This window comes from Anaeromyxobacter sp. SG66 (assembly GCF_022690805.1).
Classification (GTDB): Bacteria; Myxococcota; Myxococcia; order Myxococcales; family Anaeromyxobacteraceae; genus Anaeromyxobacter; species Anaeromyxobacter soli.
Genome location: NZ_JALCZC010000002.1, coordinates 63,903 through 80,808 on the forward strand (window position 1 = coordinate 63,903; position 16,906 = coordinate 80,808).

At 72.0% G+C, this 16,906-nt stretch carries 8 protein-coding genes; 4 read left to right on the forward strand and 4 right to left on the reverse strand.

Going from position 1 to position 16,906, the window contains the following annotated elements:
• Positions 1–71: 71 nt before the first annotated feature.
• A complete protein-coding gene (locus MNZ39_RS24655; RefSeq protein ID WP_305037311.1) occupies positions 72–8,384 on the reverse strand; it encodes a GH36-type glycosyl hydrolase domain-containing protein in 8,313 nt (2,770 codons plus the stop codon).
• 360 nt (positions 8,385–8,744) lie between these two features.
• Between MNZ39_RS24655 and MNZ39_RS01140 the strand changes: the two genes are divergently transcribed.
• Positions 8,745–10,187 (forward strand): GAF domain-containing protein, encoded by a 1,443-nt coding sequence (locus tag MNZ39_RS01140; RefSeq protein WP_242333297.1) that lies wholly within the window; start codon positions 8,745–8,747, stop codon positions 10,185–10,187.
• 42 nt (positions 10,188–10,229) lie between these two features.
• On the opposite strand, the gene MNZ39_RS01145 is transcribed toward MNZ39_RS01140, so the two are convergent.
• Positions 10,230–11,414: a nitronate monooxygenase family protein gene (locus MNZ39_RS01145; RefSeq protein ID WP_242333299.1), complete on the reverse strand. Its 1,185-nt coding sequence runs from the start codon at positions 11,412–11,414 to the stop codon at positions 10,230–10,232.
• A 211-nt stretch (positions 11,415–11,625) separates the two neighbouring features.
• Between MNZ39_RS01145 and MNZ39_RS01150 the strand changes: the two genes are divergently transcribed.
• Positions 11,626–12,243 carry a TetR/AcrR family transcriptional regulator gene (locus tag MNZ39_RS01150; protein WP_242333301.1) on the forward strand — a complete coding sequence of 206 codons (618 nt, stop codon included), beginning with the start codon at positions 11,626–11,628 and terminating at the stop codon, positions 12,241–12,243.
• A gap of 121 nt (positions 12,244–12,364) precedes the next feature.
• On the opposite strand, the gene MNZ39_RS01155 is transcribed toward MNZ39_RS01150, so the two are convergent.
• The gene (locus MNZ39_RS01155) at positions 12,365–13,414 is read right to left on the reverse strand and encodes an AI-2E family transporter (RefSeq protein ID WP_242333303.1); all 1,050 of its coding nucleotides are present in this window, start codon (positions 13,412–13,414) and stop codon (positions 12,365–12,367) included.
• 447 nt (positions 13,415–13,861) lie between these two features.
• Here MNZ39_RS01155 and MNZ39_RS01160 point away from each other — a divergent pair, with 447 nt between their 5' ends.
• Positions 13,862–14,767, forward strand: a complete 906-nt coding sequence (locus MNZ39_RS01160; protein WP_242333305.1) for a YihY/virulence factor BrkB family protein — start codon at positions 13,862–13,864, stop codon at positions 14,765–14,767.
• 575 nt (positions 14,768–15,342) lie between these two features.
• Here the strand turns inward: MNZ39_RS01160 and MNZ39_RS01165 are convergent.
• Positions 15,343–15,615, reverse strand: coding sequence for a hypothetical protein (locus MNZ39_RS01165; RefSeq protein ID WP_242333307.1), 273 nt, complete (start codon positions 15,613–15,615; stop codon positions 15,343–15,345).
• On the opposite strand from MNZ39_RS01165, the gene MNZ39_RS01170 reads away from it, so the two are divergent.
• Positions 15,614–16,630, forward strand: coding sequence for a cytochrome c (locus MNZ39_RS01170; protein ID WP_242333309.1), 1,017 nt, complete (start codon positions 15,614–15,616; stop codon positions 16,628–16,630). The genes MNZ39_RS01165 and MNZ39_RS01170 overlap by 2 nt on opposite strands.
• Positions 16,631–16,906: the final 276 nt, after the last annotated feature.

Sequence of the window (16,906 nt, forward strand, 5' to 3'; positions counted from 1 at the left end):
ATCGGAGGCACGTATCTATACCATTCGTCGCGAAATGTCAATCTACCGAGCAATCACGCCCAATAGGGAGCTCACAGTTCGTCCCGGTGTCCCGCCCTCCCGGGACGAGCTGCAGAGCCAGCCGCTTCCCGGCCGGTGAGGTCCGGCTGCCCGGCGACTCCCATCACGACCCGCACCTCGTGCGTCCCGCCATCGTCGACGAGCGGGATCGCCCGCGGATCGACCGCCACGCCGTCCAGCTCCGCGAGGGCGACCCCGCGGCACCGCCGCTCGAAGTTGTCGACCGTGATCTCGTACCGCGTCGACCCGAGCCGCCACGTGATCCCGTAGCCGGGCCAGGACGCCGGGATGCAGGGATCGAGCTCGAAGGTCTCGCCGTGCCTCCGGAGCCCGAGGATGCTCTCGAGCCCGGCGCGGTACATCCAGCCGGCCGATCCCGTGTACCAGGTCCACCCCGCGCGACCCGCGTGCTCGGGGTGAGCGCAGACGTCCCCCGCTACGACGTAGGGCTCTCCGCGGTAGTGCGCGACGTCCGCGCCGGTGCGGGTGTGGTTCACCGGGTTCAGCATGTGGAACAGCTCGGCCGCCTCGTCGCCGCTCCCGAGCTTGGCGAGCGCCATCACGATCCACGCGGCGGCGTGCGTGTACTGGCCGCCGTTCTCGCGTACGCCGGGCGGGTAGCCCTTGATGTAGCCGGGCTCCTGCCTCGACCGATCGAAGGGCGGTGTGAGCAGCACGACGACCTGGGCTCCTCGACGCACCAGGTGCGTCCGGACCGAATCCATCGCGCGGTCGGCGAGACGCGCCGGGGCGGCTCCGGAGAGCACCGCCCAGGACTGGGCGATCGAGTCGATCGAGCACTCGTCGTTCTGGGCAGAGCCGAGCGGTGAGCCGTCGTCGTAGTAACCGCGCCGGTACCACTCCCCGTCCCAGCTCCGCTCGAGCGCCCCGGCGAGCCGGGCCGCCTCGGCGCGGTAGCGCCCCGCGCGATCGGCCTCGCCGCGCGCCGCGCAGAGCGGGGCGAAGTCCTCGAGGACCGCGTGAAGGAAGAAGCCGAGCCAGACGCTCTCGCCGCGCCCCTCCCTGCCCACGCGGTTCATCCCGTCGTTCCAGTCGCCGCTCCCCATGAGCGGCAGGCCGTGGACGCCCGAGGTGAGCCCGCGCTCGAGGGCGCGCACGCAGTGCTCGAAGAGCGAGGCGTCCTCTTCCGAGACGCGGGGCTGGGCGTAGGCGTCGTGAGCGCCCGGCGCGAGCGGCTCACCTTCGAGGAACGGGACGCGCTCGTCGAGCACGCCGGCGTCGCCCGTCGTGCGGACGTAGTGCGCCACCGCGTACGGCAGCCAGACGAGATCGTCCGAGCAACGGGTGCGCGTCCCGCGCCCGCTCGGCGGATGCCACCAGTGCTGCACGTCTCCCTCGCTGAACTGCCGCGCCGCGGCCCGGAGGAGGTGCTCGCGGACGAGCGCCGGCCGCGCCATCGCGAGCGCCATCGCGTCCTGGAGCTGATCCCTGAACCCGAACGCGCCGCCGGGCTGATGGTAGCCGGTCCGCGCCCACATCCGGCAGGAGAGGTCCTGCTGGAGGAGCCACCGGTTCATGAGGACGTCGAAGGAGTCGTCGGGCGTCCGGATCTGCACCGCACCGAGGGTGTCCTCCCACGTCCGCCTCACGGCGGCGAGCGCGGCGTCCGCGGCCTCGGCGCGGCCGTGGCGTCCGATGAGCTCCCGCACCTGCGCCACGTCTCTCCCCTCGCCGAGGAGGAACACGATGCGCCGGGTCTCGCCCGGCTCGAGCTCCATGGCGACGTGCAGCGCCGCGCAGGGATCGAGCCCCGCGCCGAAGCGAGCGGGGAGCTCCACGAGGCCGAGGGCGGCGGGGCGTGCCAGCGAGCCGTTCCGGCCGAGGAAGGCGGTGCGGTCGCCGGTCGCCGAGCGGAGCGCCTCGCTCGCGTGCGCGAACGCGATCCGGCCGGCGAACTCGTGGTTCCAGGCGTTCGTCGCGAGGACCGCGCCGGTCTGCGCGTCCTTCCGCGTGACGACGTGCTGGTTCTGACCGGCCTGCGGGGGGCCGAGGACCCACTCGCTGTACGCGAAGACGGAGAGGCGTCGCGGCGCGCCGCTCTCGTTCGTGAGCGTGAGGAGCGAGAGCTTCACCGGATCCGCGCCGTCCACGAACACGTCGAGGGCGTGGCGCACGCCGTTCGTCGCCCGCTCGAAGCGGGTCACCCCCGCCGCGTGGCGGATCACGAACCGGCCCGACGCGCCGGTGCGGGGCAGCGGCCCCGGCGTGGGCGACCACGCCTCGCCGCTCTCGTCGTCGCGGAGGAGGATGGCCTCGGAGGTCGGATCGCTCACCGGATCGTTGGCGAACGGCGTGAGCCGGTTCTCGCGGCTGTTCTCGGACCAGGAGAAGGACGACCCCGACGCCGTGACGACCGTCCCGAACACCGGGCTCGCGATGACGTTCGCCCAGGGGAGCGGCGTCTCCTCGGCCCCCTCGAGGACGATGACGTACTCCCGCCCGGCTTCGGCGAAGCCCCCCGTGCCGTTCCAGAGCGCGAGCGGCGGCACCTCGGGAGGCGCGCCGTGCTCGGGCGCCGAGCCGCGCCTCGCAGGCGGGGCGAGCGCGAGCGCTGCAGGCTCCGCCGGCGGGGGCGCGTGGCGCTCGAGCTGCTGCGCGAGCGATCCGGCTCCTCCCAGGAGGATCGCGCGGGCCACCGACGAGAGCAGGAGGCGTTCGGCCTCGCTCATCCGGTCTCCGCGCAGGAGGTACGCGCCGCCCGGCTTGTGCTTCCACGTCCGCCCGGGCCCCTCGTCGAGGAGCGCCGCGAGCCGCGCGTGCATCTCGTCGAGGTAGCTCACCGGGTGCTCGTTCAGGAGCACCACGTCCGCGCGGAGCCCCTTGAGGCGCCAGTACTCCTGGGCCTGGAGGACCTGGCGGACGAGGGGGAGATCCGCCTCCGAGACGATGCGCACGAGCAGGACCGGGAGGTCGCCAGAGACGCCGTGTCCCCAGAGCCCCTCCTGGCCGAGCTCGTTCCGGGCGAGGATCTCCGGCCCCGGCCGCAGCGACGCGTCGGCGTAGAGCACGCGCGAGGCGAGGCGCTCGAAGAGGAGGGCCTCCTCGCTCGAGATGCCGAGGTGGTGGAGCCTGCTGCGCGCGTGCGCGAACGCGAGCGCGAACGTGCGCGCTGCGGCGGTCGGGTCGTGGTAGCGCTGCGCCAGCGCGAGCGCCGTCTCCCGGCTCGTCGCCATTCCGGTCGCGAACGACAGCCTCACCACGCCGCCGGGCGCGAGCCGCACGCGCTGTCGCAGGCTCACGATGGGATCGAGCAGGATGCCGGTCGTGCCGGAGAGCGCGCGGCCGTCGAGCGCCTGCGGATCCTCCGGGTCGCGACCGCGGCCGAGGAAGCGTTCGCGGTCGCTCTCCCACTCCACCGGTCCCTGCGTCCGGCCCTCCTGGCCGATGACGTGCACCGCGAAGACCTCGGCGTCGTCCGGGGCGCGGCGCCGCCGCCGGCAGACGAGCGCGTTGCACTCCGGGACGTACTCCGACTCGACGAAGAGCTTGCCGAAGGCCGGGTGGGCGAGGTCGTCGGCGGTCGGCGCGAGGACGATCTCGGCGTAGCTCGTCACCTCGAGCTCGCGAGGGCGGTCGCCGAGGTTCGTCACCTCGAGCCGGCGTACCTCGACGTCGTCCTCGGGCGAGACCGCGACGTCGAGCCGGGTCGCGAGGTCGTCGTCCCTCCGCTGGAACGTCGCCTTGTCGATCGTGAACGTGACGACGTCGTCCCCGCCCTCCCGCGCGGTCGGCTGGTGCGTCGCGGACCACACCCGACCGCTCCGGACGTCGCGGAGGTAGAGGTACTGACCCCCGAGGTCGCGCGTCGCGTCCCGGCGCCAGCGCGTCACGGCGCGCTCGCCGCAGAAGCTCGCGCCGCCACCCGCGTTCGTGACGACGGCGGTGTAGCTGCCGTTCGAGAGGAACTGCGCGTGCGGGAACGTGGTGTCCGGCGAGCGGAAGCGGCGGGCGGCCGCCGGCGGCACCGGCGTGGCGACGCGCGCCGTCTCGTCCGGACGGGGCAGGATGACCGCCGCCTGGCGCGGCACGCGCTCCTGGAGGAGCAGCTCCGTCGCCTGCACGCGGCGATCGGCGTGGAAGCGCTCCACCATGCGGTTCCCCTGGAGCGCCCCCGCGATGGCCGCGAGCGTCATCCCCTGGTGGTGGGCGAGGTACGTCCGGACGATGGTGCCCGAAGGGCGGGCGCGCGCCGGGGCCGCGTCGGACTCCTCCGGATGCCGTGGCGTGTAGTCCACCGCGTCGAAGTAGCCGTACGCGCCGAGGAGGCCTTCGCGCTCGAGGCGGCGCAGGTTCTCCGCCGCCGCGGTGGGGTGGACGAGCGCGGCGAGCGCGGTCGCGTAGGGCGCGACCACGAGCTCGTCGGCGAGGCCCCGCTTCAGGCCGAGCCCCGGGACACCGAACGCCTTGTACTGATAGTTGCCGTGGTGATCGACGAGGTCGTAGGCGGACTCGGAGATCCCCCACGGTGCTCCGCGCGTCGCCGCGTAGTCCCGCTGCCGCCGCACCGCCATCCGGCAGCTCTCGTCGAGCAGGGTCTCCGGAAAGCTGCGCATGAGGAGCAGCGGCATCAGGTACTCGAACATCGTCGCGCTCCAGGACAGGAGCGTCGGGCTGCCGTGCACGCTCGTCACCGCGCGGCCCAGATGGAACCAGTGCTTCTCCGGCAGATCGCCCTTCGCGATCGCGATGAAGCTCGCGAGGCGGGCCTCCGAGGCGAGGAGATCGTAGTGGGCGGGATCGAGCCGCCCGGGCCCCTCCGCGTCCGCGGCGCGGTAGCCGATGGCGAGCAGGTTCCGGCGCGGGTCGTAGAGGAAGCCGAAGCTCATGCCGTCGGCGAAGGCCGCCGCGCGCTGCGCCAGGCTCTCCAGCCGCTGCAGCGGATCGCTCGGGCCCGCCTCGGCCGGCGCGGGGCCGCGCCCGAGCGCGCGCAGCCCCTCGGACACCGCGATGAGCGCGCCGGCGAGGTTGCCGCTGTCCACCGTCGAGACGTAGCGGGGCGGGAGCGGCGCGAGCGTCTTCGTGTCGTACCAGTTGAAGAGATGCCCCTCGAGCCGCTCCAGGCCCTCCATGGTCGTGAGGGTGGCGTCGATCCGCTCGATGAGCTCGCCGGTGGGGACGATGCCGAGGTCGTGCGCGGCGAGGGTGGAGAGGAGCCCCATGCCGATGTTCGTGGGCGAGGTGCGGTGCGCGATCCGCTCGGGCGCCTCCTGGAAGTTGTCCGCGGGCAGGTGGTGATCGCCCGGCCCCATGAACGCCTCGAAGTACTTCCAGGTCGTGCGCGCGACGCCGAGGAGGAAGCGCCGGTCCTCCTCGCCGAGCCCGGGGTCCCGCTCCCCGATCGGCTGCGAGAGCCGATGCGCGACGAGCGGCGCGACCGCCCACAGGAGGAGCAGCGGCGCGGCGGCGAGGAGCGCCCCCGGCCGCCACACCGCCACGAGGGCCGCGCTCGCGAGCGCGATCGCGGGGCTCGCCGCCATGGCGACGAGGAACGATCGTCTTCCGAGCCCGGTCCCCCGCGCGGCGCTCGCGGCGGCGGTCTCCCACTCGAGCAGGCCACGCCGCGTGATCGCGAGGCGGACCAGCGTGACGGCGATGGCGTGCACCATCTCGTAGGCCTGGTTCGCGAGGAAGGTGACCTGGAGCAGGACCCGCGCCGCCGTGGCCGCCCCGTCCTCGTACAGCCCGCGCACGAACGCCCGCATCGGCTGGTGCCGCCTCGGTCCGCCGAGGGCCTCGAGCGCGAGCGGGAAGAGCGGGAACGCGAGGGACGTCACGATGGCGGCGGTCCAGAGCACGGCGCTGCCCGGGAGCACGGTCCACGCGGCGAGGAAGAGGACGAGCGTCGCGGGCGCGAGCAGCGCACGCCGCAGGTTGTCGAAGATCTTCCAGCGCGCGATGAGCGGGAGGCGGTTCCGGGCGAGGCCCTGCGTCGTCCGCACGAACGGCAGGAGCCAGCCGAGGATCTGCCAGTCACCGCGCGTCCAGCGGTGCTGGCGGCGGGCGTGGGCGAGGACGCTCGAGGGGTAGTCGTCGACGACCTCGACGTCCGTCACGAGCCCGGTGCGGGCGTGGAGGCCCTCGAAGAGATCGTGAGAGAGGAGGGTGTTGTCCGGGACGCGCCCCGCGAGCGCCGCCGTGAAGGCGTCCACGTCGTAGAGCCCCTTGCCCGTGAAGCTGCCCTCGCCGAAGAGGTCCTGGTAGGTGTCAGAGACCGCGGTCGTGTACGGGTCCAGGCCGGTGTGGCCGGCGAAGATCCGGGCGAAGCGCGAGCCGGCCGCGCTCGACGTCGTGACGCTGACGCGCGGCTGCAGGATCCCGTAGCCCTCGGTGACGCGGCCGGAGCGGGGGTCGAGCACGGGGCGGTTGAGCGGGTGCGCGATGACGCCGACGAGCTTCTTCGCGCCGTCCCGGGGGAGGCGCGTGTCCGAATCGAGCGTGATGCAGTAGCGCACGCTGGGCAACACGCCGACGTCGCCGACCTGCACGTCGTAGCTCGTGTCGGTCATGCCGCGGAGGAGGCGGTTCAGCTCCTCGAGCTTTCCACGCTTCCGCTCCCAGCCCATCCACACGTCCTCTGCCGGGTTCCACTGGCGCGTGCGGTGGAAGAGGAAGAACCGATCGTTCTTCCCCTCGCCCAGCCGGGCGTTCAAAGCCTCGATCCCGCTCCGGGCGGCGGCGAGGATGGCGGCGTCCCCGGGCGCGTCGCGGCCCGCGGCGTCGGTGAAGTCCCCGAGGATCGCGAAGTGCACGCGGGGATCGAGGTTGCCGAGCGCGAGGACCTCGAGGTGCTCGAGCTGCCGCTCGACGCCCTCGACGCACGTGAGCAGCGTCGGGACGACCACGAGCGTGCGGGCGTCCTCGGGGATCCCCGCGGTGAGGTCCAGGCGGGGGAGCCGTCGGGGCGGAGCGAAGCGCGCGGCGAGGCGCTGGACGAGCGCGATGGCCACCTCGCTCGCGGGCAGGAGGAGGAGCAGCGCCACCCCGAGCTGCGCCCACGTCGAGCCGCCCGCGTGGCGCGCGTACGCGGCTCCCGCGAGGGCGAGCGCCGCCGTCGCGAGCGCGATGGCGCCGAGGTACGCCGCGGTCGCGTGCGCGAACGCGAGCCGCCGCAGGGACTTCCGCGGACCGGGCCGCCAGGCCACGTCGGCCTCGAGCTCGCGGCGTCCCTTCCCGATGAGGTGGTACCCGACGTGCGCGGCGCGCGCGCCGGGACCCTCGACCTCGGCGGCCTCCCGCGCGCTCTCGACCGCGCGCAGCGCGACGCGAACCTCGGCCTCCGCGGTGCCCCCGGCGAGCTCCTCGACCGCCTGCCGGTAGCGATCGCGGGAGAGGAACTCCATCCGCGCGTGGACGCCGGCGGGATCCCGCTGCAGCACCCGCTCCACCAGGCTGACGCTCTCGACGAACTCGGTCCAGTCGAGGGTGGAGCAGAGCCGCAGGCTCGTGATGACGTTCGCGACGGACACCTGGGCAACGGCCTCGCGCTGGTGCTCGCTCCGGATGGCCTCCTCCGCGGTCTGTCGGTCGAAGGCGAGGTGTGCGTCGAGATCGCCCCGGACGGCGGAGAGGCGCGGCCCGTACTCGCGCAGGCGCTGGAGGAGCTGCACGACGAACGCGGGGTGGAGGACGCGCGGCAGCGGCGGCGCGGAGCCCTTCCCCTCGGTCTCGAAGCGCGCCACGTACGCGTCCGCCAGGCGGCGGGCCGCGCGGGCGACGAGCGTCTCGTCCGCGAGCCGGCGAAGGTTCTCGACGAGCGCCAGCTTCAGCATGCTCGGCCAGGCCCAGAGCTCGCCGAGGGTGAGCGGCGCCACCGTCTGGAACGCGTCGAGCCAGCGCTGGAGCTGGGCGCGATCGAGGCGGCTGTCGCTGTGGCGGATGAGCTCGACGGCGAGCGCGTAGACGCGGGCGCTCCCTGCCTGCTCGCGGGCGGCGAGCTTGGGCAGCTCGCGGTAGTAGCGCCGCGGGAGGTTCTGCCGGACGTCGCGGATCTCGGACGCGACGAGGTGATAGTTGTCGAGGAGCCACTCGGCGGCGGGGGTCACGAACTCGGCGCGGCGCACGTCGCCGGCGAGTGAGCGGTAACCGTCCCGCAGGACCCGGACGTTGTCCTCGAAGCGCGGCAGGACGGTCCGCGCCGAACGGCCCGACGGATCCACCGTGAAGCGCGCGGCGAGCGAACGGGCGCGCTCGTCGAGGCGCTCGAGGCTGAGCAGCTCGTCGCGGAACGGCAGCAGGGGCGAGGCGAACGCGCCGCCGCGAGACCTGCGGAAAAAGGACGACTCGAACCTGGACGAACCGAACAACGCCCCTCCCGACCGGCAGCGGCGCGTCATCGGGACGATGCGGCGGGGCTGATGACATCAGTCTAACGGGACGTTCGGCGCGGCGCCCCTGCGATATTCGCTCCGGCGCGGTTCGCCGGAGGCAGGCAAGCGCGGTGGGTTGCCTCGTTCGGCTCTAGCTGACGATCCCGAACATCACTGCGGCGCGGCACTGGCGGCAGAGCCGCGCCGAAGTGCGTGCGCCACGAGTCTCGAGAGCCCGTGCGCAGCTGAGACGACGAGAAGAGGCGGCAGCGCCGCGCGCCGACGCATATACATCCAGCAGCAGTCGCCCCTCACCCGCATCTCGCTCGCGCCGTGGCGGCTCCCGGGAGCCAGCACATGGCGACGACTCACGCTCAGCGCGATCGCGCGAGCTCGGCTGCGCACGTCGCCGAGGACGCCACGCTGAAGAACGGGGCGGTGCTCACCCCGGACGACCTCGCTCGGCTGCTCGACCTGTCTCGAGCGCTCGCCGTTGCCTGCGAGCACGCGGACATCGCCCTCATCGCGGCCGAACGAGCGGGCGCGCTCACCGGCGCGTCCGTCACGCAGGTCATGGAGCTGCGCGATGACGCCACGCTCGCGTTGGTCGCCGAGGCGACGGGAGCTGCGGCGACACGTCGCGACGAGGAAGAGGCCTCGGTCGGCTCGACGGGTCCAGAGCAGCATGCCGCCCGCGCCGGCGCGCCGCTCTGGATCAGCTCGCTGGCGGAAGCACCGCAGCACTACCCGGGCATCGCGTTCGACGCGCTCACCGGGGGACCCTTCGGCGCGTCGTGGGCATTCCTGCCTCTCGTCGCGGACGATGAGACGAACGGAGTCCTGACCCTCTCGTTCGACGCGGAGCAGGAGTTCGACCCCCACGCGCGCGCATTTCTTGGCGAGGTCGCGGCAGCATGCGGGAACGCGCTCGCGCGAGGAAGTCTCTTCACCCAGGAGCGCGCACGCGCGAACGCCTCGGAGAAGGCGCTCGCTGCGTGCGGGGTCCGGCAGCGCCGCAGCGACAAGCAGTTCGAGGATCGCACTCACCTGTACGAGCGGGAGCGCTTCGCGCGAGCGCGCGCCGAGGCGGAGGCGGTGATCGCGGTGCACGCGGCAGACGATCTCGAGCGCGTCCAGCCATTCACCACCGCGCTGTTCGGCGCGGAGACCGCGAAGGACGTCGTCGCTGCGCTCGTGGACTTCGGTCCTGACGCATTCGGCGCTCTCGGCGTGGAGTTGACGCGGCGAGAGGTCGCTGGCGGAGGCCGAGACGGAGCGGGGCCGCAGGGTGCCGAGGCGGAGGTGGCAAGCCTCGAGGAGCCGCTCTGGCTCGATCCGAAGGAGCTGGCCGTGCGCTTTCCGGAGACCTCCGCGGCGTTGCTCGCCCGCGGCGCCGGCGCCTGGCTGGGAGTCCCTGTTCCGGACGAGGACCGCGACCACGCGGTGCTCTCGATCGCGTTTCCGAAAGAGCGTGCGTTCACGCCAGGGGACCGAATGCGCCTCCTCCTCCTCGCGAGCGAGAGCGCGTCGGTGCTGGCGCGATGCGCCGCGCGCGAGGTCGCCATGGCCCACGCGGACACCGCGAAGCCTGCGAGCGCGTTCGTGGTGCAGTACGAGGAAGACGGCGTCACGGGGCCGGTGACGCGCGTGCTGGGGGTCTTCTCCTCCGAGACGACCGCGCGCGAGGCGTTGCGCGAGCTCGACCTCGCGCGTTCCCTCGTGTGTCACGCGTCGATCACCTCGTGGAGCCTCGACGTGACCCGTCCGCTGACCTCGGTCGAGATCGACCTTCCGGGGTGACGGCGCGCACGCCGCGGCGGGGACCACCTGCCGCAGCGGAGCTCAATTCCCGGGCGCGAAGCAGGCGTCGCCAGCGCGGGCGCGCGACGTCGCGACGCCGCGCAGCTCGTCCATGAGCACCTTGACCGGCACGACGCCCTCGACGCGATAGGCGTTGCTGCCGACGGTGTAGAGCGGCTCCTCGTCCTCCGGGTTGTAGCCCGCCGAGCTGAGCAGCCCGTTGCAGATGCAGAAGTAGTGAGCGCCGTCCTCCTTCGCGAGGCAGCGATTGAACTTGCCGTCGCCGTCCTTGAGCAGCACGTACCCCTTGTTGCAGGCCGGCTTGCGCCTCCCCTCCAGCGTGGCGCGGAACATCGGCGACTGCTTCAGGACCCTGAACGGCAGGCCGCACGGCGATCCGGGATCGCGGGTCACCAGGATGTCGTCCTGGGTCGCGTTCACGACCGCCTGCTTGTAGGCGTCGTCGGCGGTGCTCTCCTCCGTCGCGAGGAAGCGCGTCCCCATCTGCACCCCGTCGGCGCCTTGCCGGAGGATGCTGACGATGTCGTCGTGCGTGAAGATGCCGCCGGCGGCGATCACCGGGAAGTCACCGTGCCGGAGCGCCATGTCCTTCACGGGCGGGAGTAGGGCCTCGAGCGTATTCGAGGGCAGGCCGATCTCGTCGAACTTGAAGCCGAGGTGGCCGCCCGCCAGCGGGCCCTCGAGCACGACGGCGTCCGGGCGGTAGCCGAGCTTCTCCCACTTCTTGATGATGATCTCGAGGGCGCGAGCCGAGGAGACGATCGGGATGAGGGCGGTGTCGCGCGGCGCCTGGATGGCGGGCAGCGACGTCGGCAGACCGGCGCCGGAGATGATGGCGTCCGCGCCGGCGTCGATGGCGCCCCGGACCGAGTCGGCGAAGTCGCGCTGCAGGGCGACCATGATGTTGATGCCCGCGAGGCCGCCCTGGGACCTGGACGCGGCGATCTCCTCGCGCACCGCCTCGTACGTGCCGACCTTCCTGCCGAGCCGCTTCGAGACCACCCGATCGATGGCCGCGCTCGACACGACGCCGAGCCCGCCCTCGCGGGCGACCGCGCCGGCGAGGGGGTGAAGCGACACGCCGACGCCCATGCCCCCCTGCACGATGGGCACGTTGAGCTTCTTGCCCTTCACGAAGAGTGGCGGAAGGACGGGCCGGGATCCCGGGCGAGGCTTCGTCCCCGGGGTTGCGTCTTCGATTCGCATGTCCGCTCCGTGCTGGTGAGGCGAGTCGATGCCGCGGCGGCTCGGAGCGCCCGGCGCAGGCCGGAGCGCCGCGGCGCGTACGGGTTACTGCGGAGTAGGTTACCATACCGTAACAAGCGCACCCCGCCCGGCGCAAGGGGCACACCGACGGGGACAGCGTTTAGGCGCCGTTACGATTGAGTAGGTTACTTAGTGGTAATACGATCCTCCCATGTCTGAACGGGGTCGACGACTCACCGCGGCGGCCCGTCGCGCCCAGCTCATCGACGTGGGGCGCGCGGTGTTCGCGAAGCGCGGGTACGAGGCGACGTCGGTCGAGGAGATCGCGGAGCACGCGAAGATCTCCAAACCCATCATCTACGAGCACTTCGGGGGGAAGGAGGGGCTCTACGCGGTCGTGGTCGATCGCGAGATGGAGTACGTGGTGCGGCGGATCGCCGAGGCCATCGGGACGGGCTCGCCGCGTCAGCGCGTCGAGCGCTCGGCGCTGGCCTTCCTCACGTACGTGAGGGATCACCCCGATGGATTCGCCGTCCTGGCGCACGGTGCGCCTGCCGCCTCGGCGACGGGTGGCATGTCGAGCCTCCTCAACGACGTGGCGGAGCGCGTCGGCGACATCTTCACCGCGACGTTCAAGGACGCTGGATACGACCCGAAGGCCGCGCCCATCTACGCGCACGCGCTCATCGGGATGGTGACGTCGGTCGGCCAGTGGTGGACCGAGACCCGCGAGCCCAGCGTCGACGAGGTCGCGAATCACCTCGCGGCGCTGGCGTGGATGGGCCTGCGCCACCTGCCCAAGAAGCCGACGCTCGCCGTGAGGACGTGATTCGTGGACGACGACTTCGTGCCCAACCGGCGCGAGGTCTCGAGCCTGCTCCGCGGCGCTGCGCGCCTGCGCGTCTTCCGAGAAGGCGCGCGAGGTGACGCCCTGACAACGGCGACGTCCGTCAGGAGACGCGCCTGCTGCGACGGACCGTCACGAGCTCGGCGATGACGACCTGCGCTGCCGCGGCGAGCGGCACCGCGACCACGGCCCCCACCACGCCCATGAACTCCACCAGGAACAGGATGGCGAGGAGGGTCACGAGCGGGTTCACGTGCGCCGTGCGGCGGTAGATGAAGGGCGCGAGGACGTTCCCCTCCAGCTGTCCGTAGATCACGAAGTAGATCGCGGCCGCCAGCGCGGTCCATGCGCCGCCGGTGACGAGCGCGAAGAGCGTGATGACCGTGCCGACCACGAGCGGGCCCGCATACGGGACGAGGCTCGAGGTGCCGCTCAGGATGCCGAGTGGAAGGAAGAACGGCACCCGGGCGATGACGAGGAACGTCGTCGTCAGGACCGCGTTGATCGCGCAGATCCCGAGCAGGCCGCCGAGGTAGCCGCCCACCGAGCGGTAGACCTTCGCCGCCATGCGCTCGTACCGCTCGCGATGGACGGGGGTCAGCTCCGCGAGGAGCGCCCTCACGAGGTCGCGCCCGAACACCAGCATGAAGATGGCGAGGAAGAGGAAGGCGAGGAGCCCTCCGAACGCGGTGACCGCGCCGCCGATCGCGGAGAGGAGCGGGTTCACCGCCCCGACCGCGGCGGGGCCGGACTCGCGCAGCCGCTCCTGCAGGTGCAGCCCGGCGTCGAGGCGCAGGAACCAGGGGGTGTGCTGCAGCTTCTCCCAGAGGGCTGGCAGCTCGGCGGCGAGCGCCCTCCCTTGATGCACCATCGGCGGAACCAGGAGGAACCCCAGCCCGACGAGGAGCGCCGTCACCACGACCATCACGGAGGCGATCGCCCAGCTCCGGCGCAGGCCCCGGCGCGCAAGCGCGTCGACCGCATGATCCATCGCGACCGCCGCCATCGCGCTGCCGAGGACGAGCGTCAGGGCGACCCGGGTCCTCATCAGGAAGAAGACGAGGCCGACCACCAAGACCACCCCGAAGCAGACGGTGAACACCGTCGTGAGGCTCACCTGGGACCGGGGATGCTGCGGCTCGGCAGTCGCCATGGCGTGAACCCTGGGGTGTCGCACCTCAGGTCCTCGGAGGTGCGCGGTCACTGCGTGTCATACGCCCTGAGCCTGTGCCGAGCGGAACGAACTTGCTCCGGTCAGCAGGGGCTGGTTCTCGCCGCCCCGAACGTCGTACGCACCAACACGCTCCGCGAGCGCCTCGACTCCGGCCGGGCAGGCCTGCGGTCGCTCTCCTGAGCTGCCCGCCGCTTGCCGTTGCGTGCTGCGCCGGACCGTGAAGCCTCGTCCCCGGCCAGTGCCTTCGGGCTCGACCTCGGCGAAGCCCCCGGCTCGCGGTAGAGATCGCGGCGGAACCGTGCCGAAACGCCGCAGTTGCGGTCCGTTTCGTCCTCGCCCCGTCCTTCGCGTGGCCACCCGTCGCATGCCTGTGCAAGGAGTCGGGCCCGTGCTCATCCGAGTAGGAGACGACGGCGAGGTGAGGCCATGAGCCCGGTGAGTGACGCGTCGAGATGGGTCACGCGGCTGCTGCGCTTCGCAGGGCGAACCCTGCGCGCGTTCTCGCGCAACCGCGGCATCCTGCTCGCCGGCGGGGTTGGGTACAACGCGCTGCTCTCGCTCGTGCCCTTCCTGACGCTGGTGGTGGCCGCGCTCTCGATCGTGTTCGACGAGGCTCGCATCATCGACATCCTGCGCCCGGAGCTCACGGCCCTCGTTCCTCAGCACGCGGACGCCGTCCTGCAGGCTGCGCGGACGTTCCTCGAGACCGAGGCGCCGACCCGCGCGCTCAGCGTGGTGAGCATGCTCTTCTTCAGCTCGATCGCGTTTCGAATGCTGGAGCAGGCAGTCGCCGCGATCTTCCACTCGTCGAGCCGCGCCGCGCACCGGAGCTTCTGGGTCTCGGCCCTGCTTCCCTATCTGTTCATGCTGGTGCTGATGGTCGCGCTCCTGGGCGTCACCGTGCTCACGGCCGCCGTCGACGCCCTCGGCGAGCACCACCTGCGGATGTTCGGCCTGCAGCGCCCGCTCGCGTCCGGGATCAAGCTGCTCCTGCGGGCGTCGGGGTTCCTGGGGCTGGTCGCCGTCTTCGCCGGCATCTACCGCGTGTTGCCGGTGGTCAGGATCTCGGCTCGGCGCGCGTTCGTCGGAGGCCTGGCCGCGGCGGCGCTATGGCGGCTCACCGCGCTGTTCGTGGTCTACTTCTTCACCAACCTCTCGATGGTCAACGTGCTCTACGGATCGCTCGCGACCGTCGTCGTTGTCCTGGTCTCGCTCGAGATCGTCTTCGTCATCCTGCTCCTCGGCGCGCAGGTCATCGCCGAGCTCGAAGCCAGCTCCGCCGCGGGAATGCGCTGGTACGAGAAGGCGGGCGAGGAGACGGGGCGGGCCTAGACGGCGCCCGCCGCTGACGAGGGCGACGCACCTCACTCGAGAGCACGGTCGCCGCGTCAGGTGGCGTGTCTTTGATGGTGCCGTGGTCGCGGACGTGGACCCTGGCCTGAAGCAGTTCGGGACGCGCATGCACATTGCGCTGACGCGCGCGCTGATGGCGGCGCGGATCGTGGCGCCTCATCCCGGACAAGGGCGCTGGCCGGGACTGGGGTGAACATGAACGAGACGGCGGGCGCGCGAATTGCGTCCCACGCCCGCCGACGCCTAACCGGCATCGTCGGGCCCTCCCCGTGCTCGGCGTCCTCTCGCGAATCAGATCACCCGTCAGCACCGCGCGTGCCTGCACCACGGGTGGGTCACGCGGGCCTCGGATTCGCGATATCGCACATCGAAAATCTGGCAGCCCGCGCGGGCGCACCGGGCGCGCAAGCGACCGATAATCGGTCCACTCGCCGCGGGCACGCCTGGTGCTGACGTGACCCGTCCGATCGCACGCCTCCGGGGATCCGCCCTGGCGCGATGTGGTCAGGAGGCGAGACCGCGGCACACGTCCCCACGCCGCGCCCGCCGCGTTCTCATCCGGACGCGGCGCGCGCGGCGCCCCCTTTACGGCGCGGCGCGGCCTCCGCAGCGGAGGTCGGCGCCGCCGAGATCGGAGACGCAATGCAGATGAACCGGATTCTCAACTCGCTCGCCGTCGGTGCGCTCGTCGCCGGGTTGACCACCAGTGGATGCGGTGACGGCAGCTCCCCGCCCGCGGCCAACGCGCAGGTCACCGCGGCCGTCCGCTCGGCCGCGACGGAGCTGTCACCTGGGGTCGCGCCCGAGCGGGCGGTGAAGACGTTCATGGACGTCCTCAATGAGCTGCGCATGGTCCCGGCGCTCGCCCCGCTCTTCGAGAACTACCGGGTCCCGCGGCCCGTGGCGCTCGAGGGTGACCACGGGAGCACCGGCCTCGTGCCGCTCCTCAGCGTCATCAAGGTCACCCGCGACCGCGAGGGGAACGTGGCGGTCACCAACCGCGAGACGGGCGGGCTGATCTTCTCGGCACCTCTCACGGACCTCGCCTCCGGCGTGTTCCATGCGGAGAACCTTCCGGCGGCGGTGACCCCTCCGACGGCGTGCGCGTACACCTACTCGGACTGGAGCGCCTGCCAGCCGGACGGGACGCAGACGCGGACGGTGATCTCCTCCGGCCCCGAGGGCTGTACGGGTACGCCCGTCCTCACGCAGTCGTGCACGTACGGCCAGCCCCCGGTGACCTGCTCGAGCTTCACCTACTCGGACTGGGATGCGTGCCAGGCCGACGGGACGCAGACGCGCACCGTGCTGACGTCGTCGCCCGAGGGCTGCACCGGCGGTAGCCCGGTGCTCTCGCAGCCGTGCACCTACATCCCCCCGGCGACCTGCGCGAGCTTCACCTACTCGGACTGGAGCGCCTGCCAGTCCGACGGGACGCAGACGCGCACGGTGCTGACGTCCTCGCCCGAGGGTTGCACCGGCGGAAGCCCGGAGCTCTCGCAGGCCTGCACGTACACGCCGCCCGCCGTCGAGTGCGCCTCCTTCACCTACTCGGACTGGAGCGCCTGCCAGCAGGACGGCACGCAGACGCGCACCGTGCTCACCTCGTCGCCGGACGGCTGCACCGGCGGCACACCCATCGTCCAGCAGGCCTGCACGTACACGCCCCCGATCGACGGCGCCGCGCTGTACGGCCAGTCCTGCGCGAGCTGCCACGGGCCGCTCGAGACGAGCAACCTGAAGGGCAAGGGCATCACCGTCCAGATGATCAAGGACAGGAACATGACGTTCGGCCTGACGGACGAGCAGCTGCAGGCGATCGTCAGCGTGATCGGTCGTTAATCGCCGGCGGAGCCGCGCGAGGCGGTCCGGGTCGCTCCACGAGCGGCCCGGATCGCCGCGCGCCTTCCGGTTAAACGACCTCGCTCGCTTCGACGCTGGTGCGTGCCTGGCCTTCGGATTCCTAGAATTACGAAACGCAATCGGCAGGCGGGCCAATCAGCACAATCGTGATTAGGCGTGGACGGGAGTTGTGGCGCAGGTGTACGCGACGGAACTCCCGTCCACGGCGGTCGCCGGACTTCGATTGGACACGCGGCCGTCAATGAGATCGTTCAC